Origin of the sequence: Psychroflexus curvus (assembly GCF_020164585.1) — a bacterium.
Lineage (GTDB): Bacteria > Bacteroidota > Bacteroidia > Flavobacteriales > Flavobacteriaceae > Psychroflexus > Psychroflexus curvus.
Genome location: NZ_JAIQZF010000006.1, coordinates 302,921 through 318,033 on the forward strand (window position 1 = coordinate 302,921; position 15,113 = coordinate 318,033).

10 protein-coding genes are annotated in these 15,113 nt (G+C 35.5%); 4 read left to right on the plus strand and 6 right to left on the minus strand.

Annotated features, from left to right (window positions below; translation table 11 throughout):
• The first annotated feature begins 84 nt into the window (after nucleotides 1–84).
• Nucleotides 85–3,006: an FAD-binding and (Fe-S)-binding domain-containing protein gene (locus tag LB450_RS11155; RefSeq protein WP_224488654.1), complete on the plus strand. Its 2,922-nt coding sequence runs from the start codon at nucleotides 85–87 to the stop codon at nucleotides 3,004–3,006.
• Here the strand turns inward: LB450_RS11155 and LB450_RS11160 are convergent.
• Both LB450_RS11160 and LB450_RS11165 read right to left on the minus strand, forming a co-directional pair.
• On the minus strand, nucleotides 3,001–3,798 hold the full coding sequence (locus LB450_RS11160) for a hypothetical protein (RefSeq protein ID WP_224488656.1): 798 nt from the start codon (nucleotides 3,796–3,798) through the stop codon (nucleotides 3,001–3,003). The genes LB450_RS11155 and LB450_RS11160 overlap by 6 nt on opposite strands.
• A gap of 30 nt (nucleotides 3,799–3,828) precedes the next feature.
• The gene (locus LB450_RS11165) at nucleotides 3,829–4,659 is read right to left on the minus strand and encodes a UDP-2,3-diacylglucosamine diphosphatase (RefSeq protein WP_224488664.1); all 831 of its coding nucleotides are present in this window, start codon (nucleotides 4,657–4,659) and stop codon (nucleotides 3,829–3,831) included.
• Nucleotides 4,660–4,866: 207 nt separating this feature from the next.
• On the opposite strand from LB450_RS11165, the gene aroC reads away from it, so the two are divergent.
• The 3 genes from aroC (at nucleotide 4,867) to LB450_RS11180 (ending at nucleotide 8,269) form a co-directional block, all read left to right on the plus strand.
• Nucleotides 4,867–5,925, plus strand: a complete 1,059-nt coding sequence (aroC, locus tag LB450_RS11170; RefSeq protein ID WP_224488666.1) for a chorismate synthase — start codon at nucleotides 4,867–4,869, stop codon at nucleotides 5,923–5,925.
• A gap of 5 nt (nucleotides 5,926–5,930) precedes the next feature.
• The gene (locus LB450_RS11175) at nucleotides 5,931–7,256 is read left to right on the plus strand and encodes a dicarboxylate/amino acid:cation symporter (protein ID WP_224488668.1); all 1,326 of its coding nucleotides are present in this window, start codon (nucleotides 5,931–5,933) and stop codon (nucleotides 7,254–7,256) included.
• Between the two features lie 80 nt (nucleotides 7,257–7,336).
• Entirely contained in the window at nucleotides 7,337–8,269 is a 933-nt protein-coding gene (locus LB450_RS11180) for an SMP-30/gluconolactonase/LRE family protein (protein WP_224488670.1), read from the plus strand.
• A 75-nt stretch (nucleotides 8,270–8,344) separates the two neighbouring features.
• On the opposite strand, the gene LB450_RS11185 is transcribed toward LB450_RS11180, so the two are convergent.
• From LB450_RS11185 to LB450_RS11200, 4 genes are all read right to left on the minus strand, one after another.
• Nucleotides 8,345–10,153, minus strand: coding sequence for an acyl-CoA dehydrogenase family protein (locus LB450_RS11185; RefSeq protein WP_224488672.1), 1,809 nt, complete (start codon nucleotides 10,151–10,153; stop codon nucleotides 8,345–8,347).
• A gap of 127 nt (nucleotides 10,154–10,280) precedes the next feature.
• Nucleotides 10,281–11,468 (minus strand): acetyl-CoA C-acyltransferase, encoded by a 1,188-nt coding sequence (locus LB450_RS11190; protein WP_224488674.1) that lies wholly within the window; start codon nucleotides 11,466–11,468, stop codon nucleotides 10,281–10,283.
• 118 nt (nucleotides 11,469–11,586) lie between these two features.
• Nucleotides 11,587–13,992, minus strand: a complete 2,406-nt coding sequence (locus LB450_RS11195; RefSeq protein ID WP_224488676.1) for a 3-hydroxyacyl-CoA dehydrogenase/enoyl-CoA hydratase family protein — start codon at nucleotides 13,990–13,992, stop codon at nucleotides 11,587–11,589.
• A gap of 1 nt (nucleotide 13,993) precedes the next feature.
• On the minus strand, nucleotides 13,994–14,452 hold the full coding sequence (locus tag LB450_RS11200; RefSeq protein WP_224488678.1) for a MarR family winged helix-turn-helix transcriptional regulator: 459 nt from the start codon (nucleotides 14,450–14,452) through the stop codon (nucleotides 13,994–13,996).
• Nucleotides 14,453–15,113: the final 661 nt, after the last annotated feature.

Consider the following 15,113-nt stretch of genomic DNA (forward strand, 5'->3'; position numbering starts at 1 on the left):
CTAATAAATTTCTGTTTAATATTATCGTTTGTTTACATTTGATTTGTAGTCTTCTATGTTATTTTTGAATTTGATTCAAGACTAATGCAAAACCCACTGTTCCAAAACTTATCCGCCTCTCTGGAAGGAAATCTTTATATTGATAAACTGCACAAATCTATTTATGCTACAGATGCATCGGTATATAGGGAAATTCCACTTGCCGTCATTTATCCTAAAACCCAATTAGATCTAAAAAAGATTATTGAGTTTACCCTAAAACATAAACTTTCTATTACACCTCGTGCTGCAGGAACTTCCTTGGCTGGCCAGTGTGTTACCGACGGAATTGTTCTTGATTTGAGTAAGTACTTTGTAAATAAACTTGAATTTAATGCCAATAGTAAGACGATTCGTCTACAACCTGGGGTTGTTCGGGATGCTTTAAATAAAAGCTTTAAGAAGGAGCATCTGTTTTTTGGGCCTAATACGTCTACAAGTAATAGGTGTAATGTGGGTGGGATGTTCGGTAATAATTCATCAGGAACGACTTCCATTAAATATGGTGTGACACGAGATAAAGTTATTTCTTCTAAAGGTTTTCTTTCCGACGGGAGTTTTATTGAAGTCAAACCGCTTACCAAAAAAGGATTTCAGCAAAAATTAGAATTGAATTCACTTGAAGGTGAAATTTATAGGTATTTCAATACTCTTTTTCAAGAAGATAATATTGAAAGTCTTCTGGAAACTGGTTTCCCTAAAGCTTCTATTCATCGAAGAAATACTGGTTATTCCATAGATGAACTTTACAATTCTTCCTTTTTCAAAACTGATTCCAATACTCACTTCAATCTCAATAAACTCTTGTGTGGAAGTGAAGGAACCTTATATATCGCCACCGAACTGGAACTTAAATTAGACGATGTCCAGCCTCAATATTCTGCAATGGTAGCAGCGCATTTTTATAGTATTTCAGACTGTTTAGAATCTGTAAAGACTACGGTTTCTCATGATTTATTTACATGCGAAATGATGGATAAAACCATTCTGGATTGTACTAAGAATAGTATGAAATACAAAGGTCACAGGTTTTTTATTGAAAAAGACCCCGAAGCTATTTTGATGCTTGAACTTAGATCTGATTCGCTTGATGACTTGAAACAGCAAGTCAGGAATCTTTTATCAGATTTAAAGTCTTCCACCAAATCCTATGCTTCTCCTGTTTTAAAAGCTGGTGAAATAGATCTGGCTGTAGAATTAAGAAAAGCAGGACTTGGATTACTTGGAAATCTAAAAGGTGATGAAAAGGCAGTAGCCTGTATTGAAGATACGTCCGTTACTATTGAAGATTTACCTCATTACATTTCAGATTTTTCCAAAATCATGAAATCCTATAATCAAAAAGCAGTGTATTACGCCCATGCTGGAGCCGGAGAACTGCATTTAAGACCTATTTTAAATTTAAAAACGTCCAAGGGTGTTGAAGAGTTTAAAACTATATCCACCGATGTCGCTCATTTGGTAAAATCTTACGATGGTGCTTTAAGTGGAGAACATGGCGACGGAAGAGTAAGAGCTCCTTTTACGAAGTTGATGGTTGGTGAAGAATGTTATAAGTTATTTCAGCAAATTAAGCATGTTTTTGATCCACATAACCTTTTAAACCCCGGTAAAATTGTCAATCCAAAACCCATCGATACAGATTTACGATATGAAGTGGATAGACATGAACCTGAGGTGTCTACCAAACTAGATTTTTCCAGCAATCTTGGTATTTTAAGAGCTGCAGAGCAGTGTAATGGGAGTGGAGATTGTAGGAAATCTCACGAATTTGAAGGAGGAATGTGCCCGAGTTATCAGGCCACCAAAAATGAAAAAGATACAACAAGAGCAAGAGCTAATATGCTAAGGGAAGTCTTAACCCAAAAGCATCAGGATGAAAATGCCTTTGACGATAAGAATCTGAAAGAAATTTTTGACCTCTGTATAAGTTGCAAAGCTTGTAAAAATGAATGCCCCAGCAATGTTGATGTTGCAGCATTTAAAACTGAATTTCTTTATCAATACCAAAAGGCAAATGGAATTGAATTGAGAACTAAAGTTTTTGCGAAGAACAATCTTATCAATAAACTAGCATCCCCTGTAGCACCAATTTACAATTGGTTGAATACAAATTCACTTACCTCTAAATTTATAAAACAAACTGCTGGAATTGCAAAAGAGAGAAGTTTACCTAAATTGAGCTTTCACTCTCTAAGACAAAAAATTGATAAAGGTTTAATTTCATTAAAACCCATTGGTGAAACGAAAAAATCTGTTTATCTATTTGTAGATGAATTTACCAATTTTTTAGATGTTGAAATAGGTATTGATGCTATAGAATTGCTCACCAAACTTGGTTATGAAGTAAAAGTCTTAAAACACGAAGAAAGTGGAAGGGCTTATTTTTCAAAAGGATTGCTAGATGAAGCTCAGCATTTCGTAGATAAAAACATAACTACTTTCAAGACAAAAATTACAGAAGAATCCCCTTTACTGGGAGTTGAACCATCTTCAATTTTAAGTTTCAGGGATGAATATTTAAAATTGGCTTCAGATAAAAATTCAGCAGAAGAACTTTCTAAACACGTGTTTTTGATTGAAGAATTTCTAAATGCTGAAATTCAGTCTGGAAATTTAAAATCAGACCAATTTTCAGATGAAAAAAAAGAGGTTAAAATCCATAACCACTGTTATCAAAAAGCCTTATCCAACCAAATTCATACGTTTAATCTCCTGAATTTACCCAGAAACTTTAAAGTTACTTTAATTCCATCTGGCTGTTGTGGTATGGCTGGAAGCTTTGGTTTCGAGAAAGAGCATTATAAAGTAAGCCAGGATATAGGGGAATTAGTTTTATTTCCTGCTGTGAGAAAATCGAATGCTATTATTTGTGCAAACGGCACGAGTTGCAGACATCAAATAAAAGACGGAACTAAAAAAGAGGCTCTGCATCCAGTCTCAATATTGAATAAGTACGTTCTATGAATTCGGACTTAATAAATAAGTCTCTATCTCTTGAGAGGAGTTAAAATCAACATCAGGAATTTCTATCCCTAGTTGTTCCGGGATATCTTCAAAAATGATTTTTGTATTTACCTCGCTTTTTACGAGACCAATATCTTTTGCATAGTAATTAGTAATGCTAGTGATTTTTTGTTTTTGTAATACAGTGAAAGTGTTGAAAACGATAAACACGTTTGCTGAAAGTGACACTTGAATTTCTGATATGAAAACGTCTTCGTAACTCATATTATTTATGACTTTTGAAGTCAAAAACCCTTTGTGTACTGAACTTATTTCAAATATGAAATCAACAGGAAAACCATTTATATCTTGCTGGAATGTTCCAGAGGACACAGACATAATACCTCCCTGAGATGAATTTACATCGTAAAGGACCATGTCCTGGAGAGGTATTTCTAAATTGGATAACTCACTTTCTAAATCTATACTGTAATCGCCTTCAAGAACTATCCTTTGATTTGCATTTTGCTTATAAACCTTGCCAGAAGAAAGCATACTGCTGAAAACCCCAACCGATTCATCGCTGGTTTGAGTAAAACCGTATTTATTCTGAATCTTCTCATTTACAGACACTATTTCAGTGCCTTGAATATTTACTGAATTTTGGTTGAACTGATTCTTATAAGTCCATGCATTTCCAACTTCAAGTGGAAAATAATCAACATCAGAATATAAAGAAGGATCTTCTTCTTCTGAACAGGATAAACAAAAGGAGATAAATATTAACGTAAATGCAAATGTGAATTTTTTCATGATTATGAAGATACAAACAAATTACGGAAATTATCCGTTTTTAATTTTCTTACCAGCAAAATCTTTAAATTCATTTACAAAATCTACCAAATTAATAGGAGAATTATCTTCGAGTTCTTTTTCAAAATGACTATACTGAAAAAGATTCCAGCGTTTATTGTGATATTCCAATGCGGTGAGGTTCTCAACCCAATCCCCTGAATTTAAATAAAGACAAGTGCCATTTTTGTTTACCTTTCTGGAAATCTGAGGTTGATGGATATGACCGCAAATAACGTAATGATAACCATTTTCTATAGCCAAGTCTGTTGCTGTTTTTTCAAAATCATCTATAAATTTTACTGCTTTTTTTACTGAATTTTTAATCTTTTTGGAAAGTGAATATTTTTCTCTTCCTAATTTCATTAAAATGAAATTCAAAAATCTATTGCCTAAAATGAGCATATCATAGCCCCAGCCACCAAGTTTAGCAATCCATTTAGCATTTTGAACAGAAATATCAAACACGTCCCCATGAAAAAACCAGGCTTTTTTGCCATCTAGATTCAAAATCAATTTGTCTACAAGTTTGATGTTTCCTATTTCAAAGTCACTCAACTTTCTAAGCATTTCGTCATGATTACCAGTAATGTAAACGATTTCTGTACCAGACATTGAAAACTCAATTAAAGTTCTAATGATTTCAAGATGTGTTTTTGGGAAATAATTTTTTCTGAATTGCCAAATATCAATGATATCTCCGTTTAGAATAATTTTTTCAGGAGCTATTGATTTCAGATAATTGAGTAACTCCTGTGCATGACAGCCAAAGGTGCCTAAATGAATATCGGATAAAACAACTAAATCTATTTTTCTTTTCAAAACCTTGTGTTTTTATAAAGTAACGGAAATATAAGCTTTAGTTAGTAAACTAAATATCATGAAAGTTTGAGCTATATGTTATGTAATCGACTAAGTACTTAACCATAATTTTACCTTATTTATAAAAATTGCTATATTTATTAGCTAATCTGTTTTGATTGTTTTTTGATTATTGCCTAAAACAATTACATTTGTTCAAAACATCATATGGCATCAAATAGTTTCGGGAATTTTTTAAAACTCACCACATATGGTGAATCCCATGGAGTTTCTATTGGAGGAATTCTCGACGGAGTACCACCAGGAATCAAACTTGATTTGGAGAAAATTCAACTTGAATTGGACCGAAGAAAACCCGGACAATCTTCTATAGTTACGCAACGAAAAGAATCTGATATTGTACACTTTAAATCGGGGATCTTTGACGGCGTAACTACAGGTTTACCTATAGGATTTGAAATCCAAAACACAGATAATAAATCTAAAGATTATGGTCATATCAAAGACGTTTTTAGACCTAATCATGCTGATTTTACCTACGACCAAAAATATGGTCAAAGGGATTATAGAGGCGGAGGACGGTCTAGTGCCAGAGAAACTGCATCTTGGGTTGTTGGCGGAGCTATAGCCAAACAAATTTTGACTGATGTGAAATTCACAGCCTACACACATTCTGTTGGTGCTCTTGAATTAACAGAAAAAGATTCAATCGACTTTAATGCTATAGAGAAAAACCCTGTACGGTGTCCCAATCAGAAAGTAGCCTCAGAAATGGAAGCTTACATCAAGCAAATCAGAAAGGAAGGCGACACCATTGGAGGTATTGTAAAATGTGTGATTTCCAACGTTCCTAAAAATTTGGGTGATCCCATTTTTGAAAAACTACATGCCAGTCTTGGCAAAGCCATGATGACTATCAATGCTGTAAAAGGATTTGACTACGGTTCAGGTTTTGACGGTATTTCCATGAAGGGAAGTGAGCATAATGATTTGTTCAATACCGATGGTACTACCAAAACTAACCATAGCGGGGGCATACAAGGTGGTATATCCAACGGAATGGATATTAACTTTAGAGTGGCTTTCAAACCTGTAGCCACCTTGATGCAAAAACAAAAAACGATAAATAAACATTCAGAAGAAGTAGAAATGCAGGGGAAAGGAAGACACGATCCATGCGTAGTTCCCAGAGCAATCCCTGTCGTTGAAGCCATGGCGGCTTTAGTAATAGCAGATGCTTATTTACTCAATAAATCCCTTAATTAATAAAAATGAAAAAATTAGAACTACACTGGCAGATTCTTCTTGGAATGGGCCTCGGAATCTTATTTGCTTTTATATTATCTTATTTTGAATGGGGTAGTGAATTTATTTCAGATTGGATTAAGCCTTTTGGAACTATTTTTATAAATGCATTGAAGCTGATAGCAGTTCCTCTGATATTGGCCTCCTTAATAAAAGGGGTTTCAGACTTAAAGGATATTTCCAGTTTATCTCAAATGGGTTTGAGGACGATTTTAACTTATCTGTCGACTACTATTATTGCAGTAAGCATCGGACTTATTATTGTTAATGTTTTTGAGCCTGGAAAAAGTATAGAAAGCGATACCAGAGAAGAGCTTGTTGAAAGCTATGGTGGAGACGCAGAATTAACTCGTCAAAATGCTGAGAAACAAAAAGAATCTGGTCCATTACGAGCTCTTGAAGATTTGGTACCCGATAATATTTTTGGCGCAGCATCTAATAACTCTAACATGTTACAGGTTATTTTCTTTGCTATTTTTTTCGGAATAGGAATGATTCTTATCCCTGAAAAAAAGTCAAGACCCATCAAGGAGTTTTTCGATTCGCTAAATGAAGTGATATTGAAAATGATAGATTTGATTATGCTTGCTGCACCTTATGGTGTTTTTGCTTTATTAGCAGCACTTGTAGTTGAAGCTCCAAGTACAGATTTATTTGTTGCACTAGCTTATTATGCTATTTGTGTCGTTGGTGGTCTGTTACTAATGATTGGTTTTTATGCGTTGATAGTTGGAATATTTACAAAAAAGTCTCCACTATACTTTCTCAAAGGAATTTCACCTGCTCAATTATTAGCTTTTTCAACAAGTTCCAGTGCCGCCACTTTGCCTGTAACTATGGAGAGGGTAGAGGAACACCTAGGGGTTCATCGTCAAGTCTCAAGTTTTGTATTACCCATAGGCGCTACAATCAACATGGATGGAACTAGTCTTTATCAGGCTGTTGCAGCTGTTTTTATAGCTCAGGCATTTGGAATTGAATTAAGTTTTGCAGCTCAGTTGGGTATTATCGCCACAGCCACTTTAGCTTCAATAGGTTCTGCAGCAGTTCCTGGAGCAGGAATGGTGATGTTGGTTATTGTCTTGGGTCAGGCTGGTATTCCTGAAGCTGGTTTAGCCTTAATATTTGCTGTAGACCGGCCACTGGATATGATAAGAACTAGTGTGAATGTTACTGGAGATGCCGCCGTTGCAATGCTTGTAGCAAAATCACAAGATAAGCTGGGTGATCCTCAAGTTAAAGAATGGGATGATAAATACAAAAAAGAAGATTTTGATAATCAAATTGAATAGCTAAAGACTAGCTCAAACTGATCAAAGCAGTTTATTATTTATGTGCTTCTATTTTCAGTTTGAATCCAGGACGAATTTGGTTGTCAAACTTCAATCCAAAAATTATGTATACACATTTTTTAAAAATCAAAAACATGAAAATTTCTGATAGTTTATTTTTAGTTCTAAGTACGGTCATTCTGTTTTTATCATGCAAAACAGAAGAAAAAAAGTTTTTTGGAGAACCTCAAGTCATCGCAAGTGGATTTCAATTTACGGAAGGTCCCCACTGGCTTGATGGGGAAGGTTTGATTTTCAGCGATATTCCAGCAAGTAAGATTTATATATGGAAAGCCGATAAAGATACTGTTGAGGTATGGCTCGATCCTTCTGGTCGCTCAAATGGTATAGATGCAATGCCAAACGGAGATATTATTATCGCACAACATTCTGGAAAAATAAGTCGTGTAAATTCTGATAAAAGCACAAAAACTTTAGCTTCAACTTACAAGGGGAAAAAACTTAACAGTCCAAATGACTTAGCCATTACATCTGATAGCGTTGTGTTTTTTACAGATCCAACTTTCGGTGTAAGCGGTGAGCCTGAATTAGAGTTTTCTGGTGTGTATCAACTAAAAAATGATAGTTTAAAACTTGTTTATGACGAATTTAAACTGCCCAACGGTATAGCTCTATCAGCAGACGAAAGGTTCTTATTTGCAGGTGATTCTGAAACTGGTGACATTATAAAATTTAATCTTGATGAAAAAGCTGAAATCATTTCTAAAGAACTTTTTGCCAATATAGGTGAGCCTACTGAATTAGGTGGAGCTGATGGCATGCTAATGGATAATGATAACCGTTTATATACAACAGGACCTAATGGTCTGACAGTTTTTGATGAGTCAGGAAAACAAATAGCTCAACTAAAGTTCAAAGAACAAATCACCAACCTATCATGGGGAAGTGAAGTAGGTGAGACTTTGTTTGTAACTGCATCTGATAAAGTATATAAAGTTGAGGTACAGAATTGAATTCAATCCCAATTATAAATAAAAAGGGCTGTCTACAAAAAGACAGCCCTTTAATTTAGATGAATTATGGAACACTTACATTGCGTACTTATTGTCTTCAACAATTTTATCTGCAATCGTATTTCTAAGATCAACAATGTTTGGATAATTTTCGTATTTAGTATAACGCTTTAACCCCATCAACATCATTTTTTGCTCGTCGCCTTCAGCAAAAGAAATAATTCCTTCTTTAGCTTTTTCATTGATTTTATCCACTGCTTTGTATAATCTCAGTTTAGCCATAGCGATTTGAACTTTTTGAGTATCTTCTCCAAAACGCTTAGCATTTTTTTCTGCTCTTAATATCGCAGACTCTGCCATATACGTTTCAATTAAAATATCAGCAGAGGCCAATAGAAGCTGCTGATGTTCTTCTAGCTTTTCACCATATTTTTGTGCAGCACTTCCTGCCACCATCAAAAATACTTTTTTGAGTTTTTTAAGCATCGCTTTTTCCTCAGAAAGAAGTTGTGTATAGTCTGGCGTTTCAAACGAAGGAATACCGGTAAGTTCATCTGAAACAGCTTTAGCTGGACCAAGTAAATCTACGTGGCCCTTCATGGCTTTTTTAACTAACATACCAACAGCTAGCATCCTGTTGATTTCATTTGTTCCTTCATATATTCTGGATATTCTAGCATCTCTCCAAGCTGACTCCATTGGAGCATCTGCAGAAAATCCCATACCCCCGTATATCTGAATACCTTCATCGGTGCATTTTTGAATATCTTCTGATACGGCTACTTTTAAAATAGAACATTCGATAGCAAATTCTTCGACACCTTTCAATTCTGCTTCTTGATGTGAGCTACCACTTTCTTTTCTTAAATTGATTCTGTCTTCAATGTTTTTTGAAGCTCGATAAGATGCTGCTTCACCAGCATAAGTAGACATAGCCATTTCAGCTAATTTAGATCGAATGGCTCCGAATTTTGAAATTGGCGTATCAAACTGTACTCTGTCATTGGCATAACTCACAGCAGAACCTAAAACTCTACGTTGAGCATCAAGACAAGCAGCGGCTAATTTTATTCGGCCAACGTTTAAAGCATTCATAGCTATTTTAAAACCACCATTTCTTTCTCCTAGTAAGTTTTCAGCTGGAACTTTAGTTTCATTGAAAAACACTTGTCGGGTAGAAGAGGAGTGTATACCTAATTTCTTTTCTTCATCTCCCATCGAGATTCCGTTTTCTAAATCTTTTTCAACGATAAAGCCTGTGATGTTTTTATCATCTTCTATTCTTGCAAATACGATGAATATGTCACAAAACCCAGCATTGGAAATCCACATCTTTTGACCAGTAATCTTATAATGAGAACCATCTTCAGATAAAACAGCTTTAGTTTTTCCTGAATTGGCATCGGATCCAGCACCGGGTTCGGTTAGACAATAAGCCCCGAACCATTCACCAGTTGCCAATTTTGGGATGTATTTTTGCTTTTGCTCTTCGGTACCATATAAGGTAATGGGTAAAGTACCAATTCCAGTATGAGCACCAAAAGCTGTTGCGATAGATCCTGTAGCACCAGATATATAATCACAAACAAGCATCGTGGAGACAAAATCCATTCCCAGCCCTTCATATTCTTCTGGTACAGCTACACCTAAAAACCCGAGTTCACCAGCCTTACGCATAACTTCCTCAGTCAAATCGTAATTTTTCTTTTCGAACTCTTCTTTTTTAGGCCAGATTTCTCTGTCGACAAACTCTTTAACAGAGTCTCTCATCATTTTTTGTTCATCAGAAAAATCTTCAGGTGTGAAAATGTCTTCTGCTTTGGTTTCTTTTACAACGAATTGACCACCGCGGATCATATCATCTAGTTTTTCTTTTGTTTCCATAAGCCTCTCCCCATCCCTCTCCAAAGGAGAGGGGGTAAATTGGGTTTTTTTTAGTTAAACTTCGTTTTATTATTTAATTTTTTAGCAATACTAGTTTCCTCCCCTTTGGGGAGGCTAGGTGGGGCGGTTAAAACACCTCATATATCCCGGCAGCTCCCTGTCCAGTTCCTACACACATGGTTACCATGGCATATTTATTTTTTAGTTGTCTTTTCTTCATTTCATCAAATATCTGAACTGATAATTTAGCTCCAGTACAACCTAAAGGGTGACCAAGAGCAATGGCACCACCATTCACGTTTAAAATATCCTGATTGATATCCAATTCTCTAGCTACAGCGAGGGATTGAGAAGCAAAAGCTTCGTTCAACTCGATGAGTTCAATGTCTTTTAGTTTTAAATTGGCTTGGTCAAGAGCTTTTGGAATGGCTTTTACTGGACCAATTCCCATAATTCTTGGCTCAACACCTACTGTAGCGTAAGACACCATCCTGGCAACTGGTTCAAGATTCAGTTCTTTAACCATTTTTTCACTCATTACCATAACAAAAGCAGCACCATCACTCATTTGCGATGAATTTCCAGCCGTAACGCTTCCGCCTTCAGCAAAGACAGGTCTTAACTTATTGAGAACTTTTTCAGAAGTATCTGCTCTTGGTCCCTGATCTTTATCAACCGTATAGGTTTTGGACTGTTTCTTACCATTAGAATCCACAAAAATATCTTCAACTTCTATGGGAACTATTTGTTCTTGAAAACGATTTTCTTCTTGTGCTTTAATTGCCTTTTGGTGAGAACGATACGCAAACTCATTCTGATCTTTTGCACTGATATTATATTTCTCAGCTACTGCTTCAGCAGTTAATCCCATTCCCCAGTAATAGCTTTCGTTTCCAGCTTTTGCGGTTTCATAATTAGGAACAGGTTTGTAACCACCCATAGGAATATAACTCATGCTTTCCGCTCCTCCTGCAATAATACAATCGGCCATTCCACTTTGAATTTTTGCAGATGCCATAGCAATGGTTTCTATCCCTGAAGCGCAGTATCTGTTGACGGTTACACCTGGGATTTCTTCAGATTTAAGCCCCATTAGCGAAACTAATCTTGCCATGTTCAAACCTTGTTCTGCTTCAGGCATGGCATTTCCGACCATAACATCATCAATTCTGGATTTGTCGAAATCTGGTAACTGCTTCATCATGTGTTCTATGGTTTCAGCTGCCAAATCATCTGGTCTCTTAAAACGGAATACACCCTTTGGTGCTTTCCCTACTGCGGTTCTGTATCCTTTTACTATATATGCTGTTTTCATTTTCCTATCCCTAACCCTTTCCAAAGGAAAGGGGATTTTTGTGGGTATTTTTTTCGGTTAATAAATTTATACTTTTACGATCTCCAGGTCTTCCCTTTGGGAAGATTTAGATGGGCTACTAATTTCTAAGCGGTTTTCCTTTCTTGATCATGTGTTGTAAACGCTCAAGGGTCTTTCTTTCTCCACAAAGAGATAAAAAGGCTTCACGTTCTAGATCTAGTAAATATTGTTCAGAAACATAATTTGCTTCAGATAAATCTCCTCCAGACATCACATAAGCAAGTTTGTTGGCGATTTTATGATCGTGTTCACTTATATATTTTCCTGCTTTCATTTGGTCAGTTCCAACTAAAAATGCACCCAAAGCCTGTCTGCCTAAAACTTTTATATCATTGGTTTTTACAGGTTGTGTATATCCGTTTTGTGCCATGAGTTTGGCTTGTTCTTTTGCTATAGCAAGCTGTCTGTCTCTACTCACGACAACAATGTCTTTACCTCTTTCTAAAATATTTAGGTCATAAGCTTCATGTGCGGATTTAGCAACTTTGGCCATGCCAATAGTCAAGAAATTTTCTCTCAACCTATTTAGCTCAACATCATCTTTTTGGAAAGTCATCGCCGCACGTCTGGTCATTTCCTTAGAACCACCTCCACCAGGGATAACACCTACACCAAATTCAACAAGACCGATATACGTTTCTGCATGAGCGACAACTTTGTCCGCATGCATGGATAATTCACATCCACCGCCAAGCGCCATCTGATGTGGAGCAGCCACGGTAGGAATAGAGGAGTAGCGCATCCTCATCATAGTATCCTGGAAGTATTTTATAGCTCCGTTGAGCTCCTCATATTCCTGTTCTACAGCAAACATGAAAATCATTCCAATATTGGCACCAACTGAGAAGTTGTCGCCTGTGTTTGAAATCACAACGCCCTCATATTCCTTTTCGGCAATATCCATGGCTGCATTTATGCCGTTAAGTACATCGCCTCCAATTGAATTCATTTTACTTCGGAATTCTATATTTAAAATGCCGTCACCAAGATTTTCTGCTACTAAATCTTTGTTGCTGAAAACTTCATGACTTTCTCTGATGTTATCGAGTATGATAAAGGCATCCTGACCAGGTATCTTCTGATGGGATTTTTTATCTATATCGTAGAAATAGGTTTTACCAGATTTGACGTGATAAAATGATTTATCTTTTGATTCTGATAACGTTTTAATCCAGTCTGAAACTTCAAAACCCTCATTTTTCATCAACTGAATACCTTTCTCCAAACCGATGGCATCCCAAATTTGAAATGGACCGTGCTGCCAGCCGAAACCAGCTTTCATAGCATCATCTATTTTATAAAGAGCGTCGGTAATTTCAGGGATTCGGTTTTGTACGTAAGCAAATAATGCAGCAAAGTTTTTTCTATAAAACTCACCTGCTTTGTCTTTACCTTCTATTAGGACTGGGAACCTATCAGCAACCACGTCAATGGACTTAGTTTTTTCTAATGTGTCAAATTTAGCTGATTTTTTCTCGCGATACTCTAAGGTATCTAAGTCTAAAGATTTAATCTCACTAGAACCATCATCATTTTTAATTTTCTTATAAAATCCTTGACCAGATTTACTACCCAGCCATTTTTTGTCCATCATATGATCGATAAAGTCAGGCAACTTGAATAATTCGTGTCGCTCATCCTTTGGAACATTTTCATAAAGTCCATTGGCTACATGAACTAAAGTATCCAAGCCAACAACATCAACAGTTCTGAAAGTTGCAGATTTTGGTCTACCTATAACAGGACCAGTTAATTTATCGATTTCTTCAATTGTCATATCCATATCTTTTACCATATGAAATAAACTCATGATACTAAATATTCCAATTCTATTCCCTATAAATGCAGGTGTGTCTTTAGCGATAACAGTTGTTTTACCAAGAAATTTTTCACCATAATTATCGAGAAAATCTAATACTTCTTTAGATGTATCCGGGCCAGGGATAATTTCTAATAGTTTAAGATATCTAGGTGGGTTGAAGAAATGCGTACCACAAAAATGCTTTTTGAAATCATCAGATCTACCTTCCGTCATAAACTTGATGGGGATACCAGAGGTGTTTGAAGAAATTAAAGTACCTGGCGTCCTGTGTTTTTCAAGATTTTCAAAAACTTGTTTTTTAATATCAAGTCTTTCTACAACCACTTCTATGATCCAGTCTACATCTTTTACCTTAGAGATATCATCTTCAAGATTTCCTGTCTCTATTCTTTTCGCAAACTCTTTATGATAAATAGGGGAGGGATTGGATTTTAGAGCAGTTTGTAAGGCTTCATTCACCACTCTGTTACGTACTGAGGTATCTTTCAGAGTTTTCCCTTGTTTTTCCTCGGCTTCTGTGAGTTCTTTAGGTACAATATCTAATAGCAGTACTTCTACTCCAATATTTGCGAAATGACAAGCGATGCCACTTCCCATTATACCTGAACCAATAACAGCAACTTTTTTGATTCTTCTTTTCATATTATTGTTGAATTTTAGTTTGTTCTTTCTTGAAAATCATTTTTTCAGAAATAAGTCTATTTATCTGATCGGTTACTCTTAAAAAAGTATCTAAATCTTCTTTTGAAACATTACTTTTTACAGCTTCATCAAATGATAATACTACATATTTCGAATACTTTCTCATCTCCACTCCAAAATCAGTCAAATGGATAAGTACACTTCTTCCATCATTAGGATTTCTTTCTCTTTTTATGAGTCCTTTTTTTTCCATAGTCTTTAAAGTTCTGGATAAACTAGTAGACTCAACACCCATTTTAGGACCTAAAGCAGTTGAAGGAGTCCCGTTTTCTGGATCTATACTCAATAAAGCAAAACCTGTAGCCATACTACTTCCTTTTTTGTTTGCTTCTTCATTATACATTTTAGACACTGCAATCCAAGTGGATCTTAAAACGTAATCAATAGTTTTTTCCTTCATAAGTCCAAATATAATAAAATTTATTATGCACGCATAGTAATTCTTGTTTTTTTCACATCGCTGAAAGTAAATTCGATTTAGTAAGTGTAAGGAGTAGTGGTAGTTAAGTTTGTTCAACCAAAAAGAGGTAAAAAACCTCTTAAAAAGTTTGGATTGAAGAGGGAAAGAGTTGTAGTTTTGCACCCCGCTAATTGAGGTACTGAGAAGATAACGCAAGGATAAAGTAGGGATAACGTTAAGCTGTTTTTACTTGTGAGATGAGGAATTAAGTTGTAGATTTGCGCTCTCAAAAAAAAGTTAGTTTTCGTTCTTAAAAAAGTTTTATTTTTTTTTCAAAATTATCACTTGTTGAATCAAAAATAAGTATTAGTTTTGCATCCGCTTAGAGAAACAGGCGTACGGGTTTAAGTATCTTTGGTTAGATTTTAAACGACAAGAATTTCTCTTCATCCCTTAAGTGGGAGGTGTTGACTTCGGGTTGGCATAAGAGAAAAAGTTCATTGACATATTGAATTGACAATTATAAGTAAGAGATTACTTATAGAATTAGAAACATTAAAAGATTAGACTAATTGTAACAGATTAGAGTTAATTCCTGAGAATAAGATGTAAGAGTCGAATTCATTTAGACGTTAAGATATATAAGATTTAACGATGAAGA

What these genes read in the sequence shown, in the direction of transcription:
- LB450_RS11155 (WP_224488654.1), top strand. Translation starts at nt 85, where the DNA reads ATGCAAAACCCACTGTTCCAAAACTTATCCGCCTCTCTGGAAGGAAAT.
- LB450_RS11160 (WP_224488656.1), bottom strand. Translation starts at nt 3,798, where the DNA reads ATGAAAAAATTCACATTTGCATTTACGTTAATATTTATCTCCTTTTGT.
- aroC (WP_224488666.1), top strand. Translation starts at nt 4,867, where the DNA reads ATGGCATCAAATAGTTTCGGGAATTTTTTAAAACTCACCACATATGGT.
- LB450_RS11175 (WP_224488668.1), top strand. Translation starts at nt 5,931, where the DNA reads ATGAAAAAATTAGAACTACACTGGCAGATTCTTCTTGGAATGGGCCTC.
- LB450_RS11185 (WP_224488672.1), bottom strand. Translation starts at nt 10,153, where the DNA reads ATGGAAACAAAAGAAAAACTAGATGATATGATCCGCGGTGGTCAATTC.
- LB450_RS11190 (WP_224488674.1), bottom strand. Translation starts at nt 11,468, where the DNA reads ATGAAAACAGCATATATAGTAAAAGGATACAGAACCGCAGTAGGGAAA.
- LB450_RS11195 (WP_224488676.1), bottom strand. Translation starts at nt 13,992, where the DNA reads ATGAAAAGAAGAATCAAAAAAGTTGCTGTTATTGGTTCAGGTATAATG.
- LB450_RS11200 (WP_224488678.1), bottom strand. Translation starts at nt 14,452, where the DNA reads ATGAAGGAAAAAACTATTGATTACGTTTTAAGATCCACTTGGATTGCA.